Source organism: Streptomyces sp. MK7, assembly GCF_032658145.1.
GTDB lineage: Bacteria > Actinomycetota > Actinomycetes > Streptomycetales > Streptomycetaceae > Streptomyces > Streptomyces spiralis.
In genome coordinates this window covers 1-5,272 of record NZ_JAVACL010000103.1, presented here as the reverse complement: position 1 = coordinate 5,272, position 5,272 = coordinate 1, and the positions used below count along the sequence as shown (strand labels likewise).

6 protein-coding genes and 2 pseudogenes are annotated in these 5,272 nt (G+C 70.0%); 5 read left to right on the top strand and 3 right to left on the bottom strand.

Going from position 1 to position 5,272, the window contains the following annotated elements:
* A partial coding sequence (locus R2S09_RS39855; RefSeq protein ID WP_316746161.1) for a transposase occupies positions 1-282 on the bottom strand: 282 nt, incomplete at its 3' end.
* Between the two features lie 103 nt (positions 283-385).
* On the opposite strand from R2S09_RS39855, the pseudogene tnpA reads away from it, so the two are divergent.
* Positions 386-700, top strand: a pseudogene (tnpA, locus tag R2S09_RS39850) (IS200/IS605 family transposase); the annotation flags it as partial.
* Between the two features lie 300 nt (positions 701-1,000).
* Here tnpA and R2S09_RS39845 read toward each other — a convergent pair.
* Both R2S09_RS39845 and R2S09_RS39840 read right to left on the bottom strand, forming a co-directional pair.
* Positions 1,001-1,591 carry a hypothetical protein gene (locus R2S09_RS39845; RefSeq protein WP_316746159.1) on the bottom strand — a complete coding sequence of 197 codons (591 nt, stop codon included), beginning with the start codon at positions 1,589-1,591 and terminating at the stop codon, positions 1,001-1,003.
* A 351-nt stretch (positions 1,592-1,942) separates the two neighbouring features.
* Entirely contained in the window at positions 1,943-3,343 is a 1,401-nt protein-coding gene (locus R2S09_RS39840; protein ID WP_399145724.1) for a DHA2 family efflux MFS transporter permease subunit, read from the bottom strand.
* A 187-nt stretch (positions 3,344-3,530) separates the two neighbouring features.
* On the opposite strand from R2S09_RS39840, the gene R2S09_RS39835 reads away from it, so the two are divergent.
* The 4 genes and pseudogenes from R2S09_RS39835 to R2S09_RS39820 form a co-directional block, all read left to right on the top strand.
* On the top strand, positions 3,531-3,962 hold the full coding sequence (locus R2S09_RS39835; RefSeq protein WP_306192074.1) for a MarR family winged helix-turn-helix transcriptional regulator: 432 nt from the start codon (positions 3,531-3,533) through the stop codon (positions 3,960-3,962).
* 158 nt (positions 3,963-4,120) lie between these two features.
* Positions 4,121-4,228: pseudogene (locus R2S09_RS40870) on the top strand (bile acid:sodium symporter family protein); the annotation flags it as partial.
* A 248-nt stretch (positions 4,229-4,476) separates the two neighbouring features.
* Positions 4,477-4,926: an SRPBCC domain-containing protein gene (locus R2S09_RS39825; protein WP_306192073.1), complete on the top strand. Its 450-nt coding sequence runs from the start codon at positions 4,477-4,479 to the stop codon at positions 4,924-4,926.
* A partial coding sequence (locus R2S09_RS39820; protein ID WP_316746158.1) for a metalloregulator ArsR/SmtB family transcription factor occupies positions 4,923-5,272 on the top strand: 350 nt, incomplete at its 3' end. The genes R2S09_RS39825 and R2S09_RS39820, both read left to right, overlap by 4 nt.

Sequence of the window (5,272 nt, the reverse complement as noted above, 5' to 3'; positions counted from 1 at the left end):
GTCGAAGAAGTTCTTGTAGGCGGCATCCAGGTCCCGCAGGGACTGCTGCAGGACGACCGCTGAGACGTCGGCGAGCCAGGCACGCTCGGCGGTGCGCTTGGCCTGGGTGACGCGAAGCCGGGACAGCTCGGCCGACTTCACATACGGCAGTCCTGCCGCGTGCGCTTCCTTGCGGTGGCGCAGGCAGTCGTTCCACACCACGCGGGCACACCCGAACGCACTGGCCAGCGCACGGCGCTGTGCGGCGTCCGGGTAGGCCCGGTAGTTGTAGCGGAGCTGCATGGCGATCACCGTATCGATGCTCCGTGGCCGCTCACGGCCAAAGATCATATTTCACTGGAACTGCATACGAAATGAGCAAATCCGTTCGATATCGCACTGGTACGGTGTGTTCGACGACGAGATGCTGAAGCGCTGCAAAGAGATCACGCGCAAGGTCAGCGAGGACTTCGAAGCCGAGCTGAAGAAGTCCAACGGCGAACGCGATCACGTCCACCTCCTGGTGCACCACCCACCGAAGGTCGCCGGATCCAAGCTGGTCAACAGCCTCAAGGGCATCTCCGCCCGCCGGATACGGCAGGAGTTCACCGGCCGGATCAACCCCGCCATCCTGCACGAACACCTGTGGTCGCCCTCATACTTGTCCGCATCGCGCGGCTGCGCGCCGTTGGCCATCCTCCGCCAGTACATCGAGCGCCGCGATACGCACCGCCGAGGAGCTCGCGCTGTACGACCGCCGCCACCCTCACCTGGTCGCCGGACCGCACCGCCCCGATTCGGTCGAGTTCGACCTCGGCCGCCGGCCCTACGTCCGCCAGGAGTACGCTGCCTGGAGCGCCGCCGGCTGACACCCTTCCCCGGCGCCACCGCGCCCCCGAAAGCAGAACCCCGGCCCGATTACGGCGGGCCGGGGTTCTGTGTCTTTGTGGTGTCGGCGTCAGAGGTCCGGCGCGATTACGGCGGGCCGGCGTTCCGCTTCGCCTGCGTGGCGCGGCTGCCGCTAGTAGTCGTCCCCGTAGTCGTCCCCGTAGTCCCCGCGATCTCCCCGGTCGTCGCCGCGGTCACCGCGGTCGCCCCAGTCGTCGTAGCGGTCGATGACCCGGATGCTGCCCACGACCCCGTTCTTGACGAACACGTCGCCGGCCTGACCGGGCGTCACGCCGTTGCTCTCGCTGCGGGGTCCGACCGTGGCGATGGGGGCGCCGTTGTCGCAGGTGACCCCGCGGAACACCTCGACGGTCCTGCGGCTGTCGTTGCGGATGTTCAGGCTGGTGGAGCCCAGGCCGCTGACGACGACGATGCAGCCGCCCGGGTGGGCGGAGTAGGAGCGCTCGTTGATGTGGATCCATCCCTCCTCGAAGTGGCGATGATGGCCGCCATGGTTGTTTTCGTGGCCTTCGTTGCCCCTGTCGTTGTTGTTGCTCCCGGTGTCGCCGCCCATCGGGGCCTGGGCGGGAGCGGGTGCCTGACGGAGGGCGGGAATCGCCTGGGACGGTTGGACGGCGGCCGAGGCGTACGTGATGCCGCTCGCGGCCAGGGCCGCGGCAGCCGCGACGGCGGTGGTCATCGCGTGCGAACGGGTGATGATCATGGCTCTGCTTCTCCTGTCTCAGGGAGCGATCGGCTCGGCAGCCGATGTGTGATCGAACGTACTGATGCCCCCCATAGCTGTCATTTCGGGAACGGCGGGGGTGGCGGCGGCAGGGGCCGATCGGGGCATCCGAGGCGCTCGCGCACCTTCTGCGCGGACAGGGACGGAGAAGCAAAGTGCCATGTCAGATTGGCTGATTGACGGACAATTAGTCCCTGGAGGTGATTTTCTGACACCGGGTCACCTTTGGAGCAGCGCGGAACATCGCCCCGGACGGCGGGTCGGTGCTTGACATGCCGTCCCGTGCCCGCCGATTCCCCTGATCACCCGTCAGTTCGCAGGGGTCAGGGGCTATCCGTCGATCCGTTCGCGTCGGCGCCGGAGGAACACCGGCCGGCCGGCGGTGGCCGTGCCGCCGCGGGCGGCGGCGCGCGCGGGTCCGTCCGGGAGTGTGAAGGCGAAGACCGCGACCACCGCGGCGATCGCCGCGAGCGCGAGATAGGCGTGCTGGTAGGCGGTGACGGGCGGGTCCGCGGCGGTCGCCGGCGGGGTGCCAAGGACGAGGGCGGTGGTGACCGCCGCAGGCGCGAGTGCGCCACCGGTCTGGCGTACGACGGTGTTCAGGGTGGAGGCCTGGGCCAGGTCCTGCCGGCCGATCGTGGCCAGCGAGGCCACCGTCGTCGGCACGAAGAAGCAGCCCATGGCGAGGCCGAGCAGGAACATGCAGCCGCGGAAGGTCCACAGGCCGGTGTGCGCGTCGCAGGTGGCGAAGAGCAGCAGCACCCCGCACACGCCGGCCAGGCCGCAGCCGATGATGAGGCGCGGACCGACCCTGGCGTACAGGACGCCGACGACCTGCACGGTCAGCAGGACGCCGAAGGCCTCGGGGAAGGTGGTGAGGCCGGACTCGAGAGCCGTACGTCCCTGTGCCTGCTGAAGGAAGAGCGGGCCGATGTACATGGCGCCGAGGATGGGAATCAGCCCGACCAGGTTCATCAGGTTGGTGTCCCGGAAGAGCCGGTGCCCGAACAGACGGAGCTTCAGCAAGGGTTCCCGGACGCGCAGTTCGACCATGACCGCCGCGGCCAGCAGCCCCGTCCCGAGCGCCAGCGAGACGATGACCGCGGCCGACGACCACCCACGGTTGGGGCCCTCGCAGATGCCGAACATCACGCCGCCCAGTGCCGCCGCGCTCAGCAGCAGGCCCGGCAGGTCGAAGCGGCCCGGGCGGCCGCCTCGGTGCCCGGCCAGGAACACCGCCCCGAACAGCGCGGCCGGCAGGCCCACCGGCAGATTGACGTAGAAGACCCACCGCCAGGTCAGGTGATCCACCAGCAGTCCGCCGAGGACGGGCGCGGCGGCCGGCGCGATCTGCTGAGGGATGATCATGTAACGGGATATGCGCACCTGCTCCGAGGAGGTGAAGGTGGCGAACAGCAGCGCGGCAGAGGCCGGGAACAGCACGCCGGCCGAGAGTCCCTGCACCGCACGGTAGGCGACGAGTTGACCGAGGGAAGCGGCCGTGCCGCACAGCAGCGAGGCGGCGAGGAAGCCGACCAGTGCGGTCAGCAGGACGCGCTTTCCGCCGAACCGCTCGACCAGCCAGGCCGACGCCGGGATGGCCATGGCCAGGGCGACCGGGTAGACCACGACGACCCCGTCCAGGGCCGCCGTCGTCAGATGGAACTGCCGGGCGATGGCCGGCAGGGCCACGGTGGTGATCGCGCCGTCGGCGATGGCGATGAAGGTCACGCTGACACACATCACGGGGACGACGAGGCGCTGGCTGAGGCGTGAGGAGCAGGAGGAGAAGAGGGGGGGAGCAGGCAGCGCGAAGCGACGTGGAGACACATGCTGAGCATACACACTATGTGTCTGCTCATAGAATGGATTCTCGCTCGCGGGCAGAGTCGGGGGCAGAAGGGAATCGAGACGTTCCATGGCAGTGCACGGCAGCAGTGACATCCTGGTCGACGAGCTCTACGAAACGACGCACCGGCTGCGGCAGTTCGTGGAGGCCCGGTTGCGGGAGGGGGGAGCGTCGATCGCCCGGCTGCGCGCGCTGAGGATGCTGGCTCGGGCGGAACAGCCCCTGCGGATGCGGGACCTGAGCGAGATGGCGGGGATCGCGGCCCGGACCACGACCACCATCGTCGACAGCCTGGAACGCGACGGATTGGTGGAGCGGGTGCGCCACCCCCAGGACCGGCGGGCGTTCCTGCTCCGTCTGACCGACGAGGGCCTGCGCTGCCATCGCGAGGCGGAGGAGATCGACCGCGTGGCGCTCGCCGAGGCGACGGCCGCCCTCACCACCGAGGACCGCGAGCAACTGCGTGCCCTGCTCGCCCGCATCCGCGAGACCACGGGCTGACGGCGGCGGGCTCACCGGCTGAGGCGGCTGGGCGCATCGACCGGCGGCGGGATCAACGGCCGACGGCGGCGGCCCGGCCCGATTGAGGCGGCCCGGATCGCGAGACGCGGTTGCCGCACTCTGATCCGTGGCACTTGCATGCATCGCATGCAGGGCAGCCCTACCTCCTCGGCGTGGTCATGTTCTGCAGGGGACTCACCATGTCCCTCGACGACTTCAAGGGCGTGGCCCGCCGGCCCTGGGCGTCCTCCTCGGCCTCGCGGCCCGCTTCAGCCCGCTCGCCGCGCTGCCCGCCGCCGTCTTCTCCGTGTGGCACAACGTCTCGGGCGTGCTCGTCGCCGCGGGCATGGCGTGGCGTGCGCACGGGCCGGCCGGCGGCGCCGGCGAGTGAGCCATGGCCGGCGTCCAGCGTCCGCGTCACCCGATCGGCATGCAACCGTCGGGTTGCGCGTGCGAGCATCGCTGTGCAACTCTGGAGTTGCACATTCGACGACGTGAGTGAAGGAGTGCCCTCATGAGTGAGGACCGGATCGAACGCGAGACCCTGATCCAGGCATCCCTGGAACGGGTCTGGTCACTGGTGGCCCAGCCCGGGTTCTGGGTGGCCGACAAGGCGACCCTGCCCGGCACGGTGGCCAGGGAGGGCGAGTCGATGGTGGCGAGGAACCCCGAGTACGGCGACTTCCCGGTGCGCGTGGAGAAGGTCGACCCGCCGACGTACCTGGCCTACCGCTGGGCCAGCGCGTTCCCCGGGGAAGAGCTGAGCGAGGACAACAGCACTCTGGTGGAGTTCACCCTGACGCCGGAGGGCGACGGGACGCGGCTCCGCGTCGTCGAAAGCGGCTTCGCCGGGCTGGCCGGGTCCGAGGAACTGCGGAACAAGGCGCTGAAGGACAACACCGGAGGCTGGCCGCTGGAGCTCGACGCGCTGAAGAAGCGCGCCGAAGAACAGCCGTCCGTGTGACGGACGAACACCGCGGCGACGGCTCCGCGGTCGACAGTGTGCTCGCCGCGCTGGCCGACCCGACACGACGGCAGCTGCTCGATCTCCTCGCCGCACAGGGGCAGGCCACCGCCACGACGCTCGCCGAACGGCTCCCCGTCTCGAGGCAGGCGGTGGTCAAGCACCTCGCCGTCCTGGACGCCGCCGGACTGGTCTCCGGCAGCCGGGTCGGACGCGAGGTGCGCTACGCCGTGCGGCCCGCGGCGCTGGACGCGACGGCACGGTGGATGGCCTCGCTCGCGGCCGACTGGGACCGGCGCCTGGCGAACATCAAGCGCGCCGCGGAGGCCGCGGAACGGGATCCGGG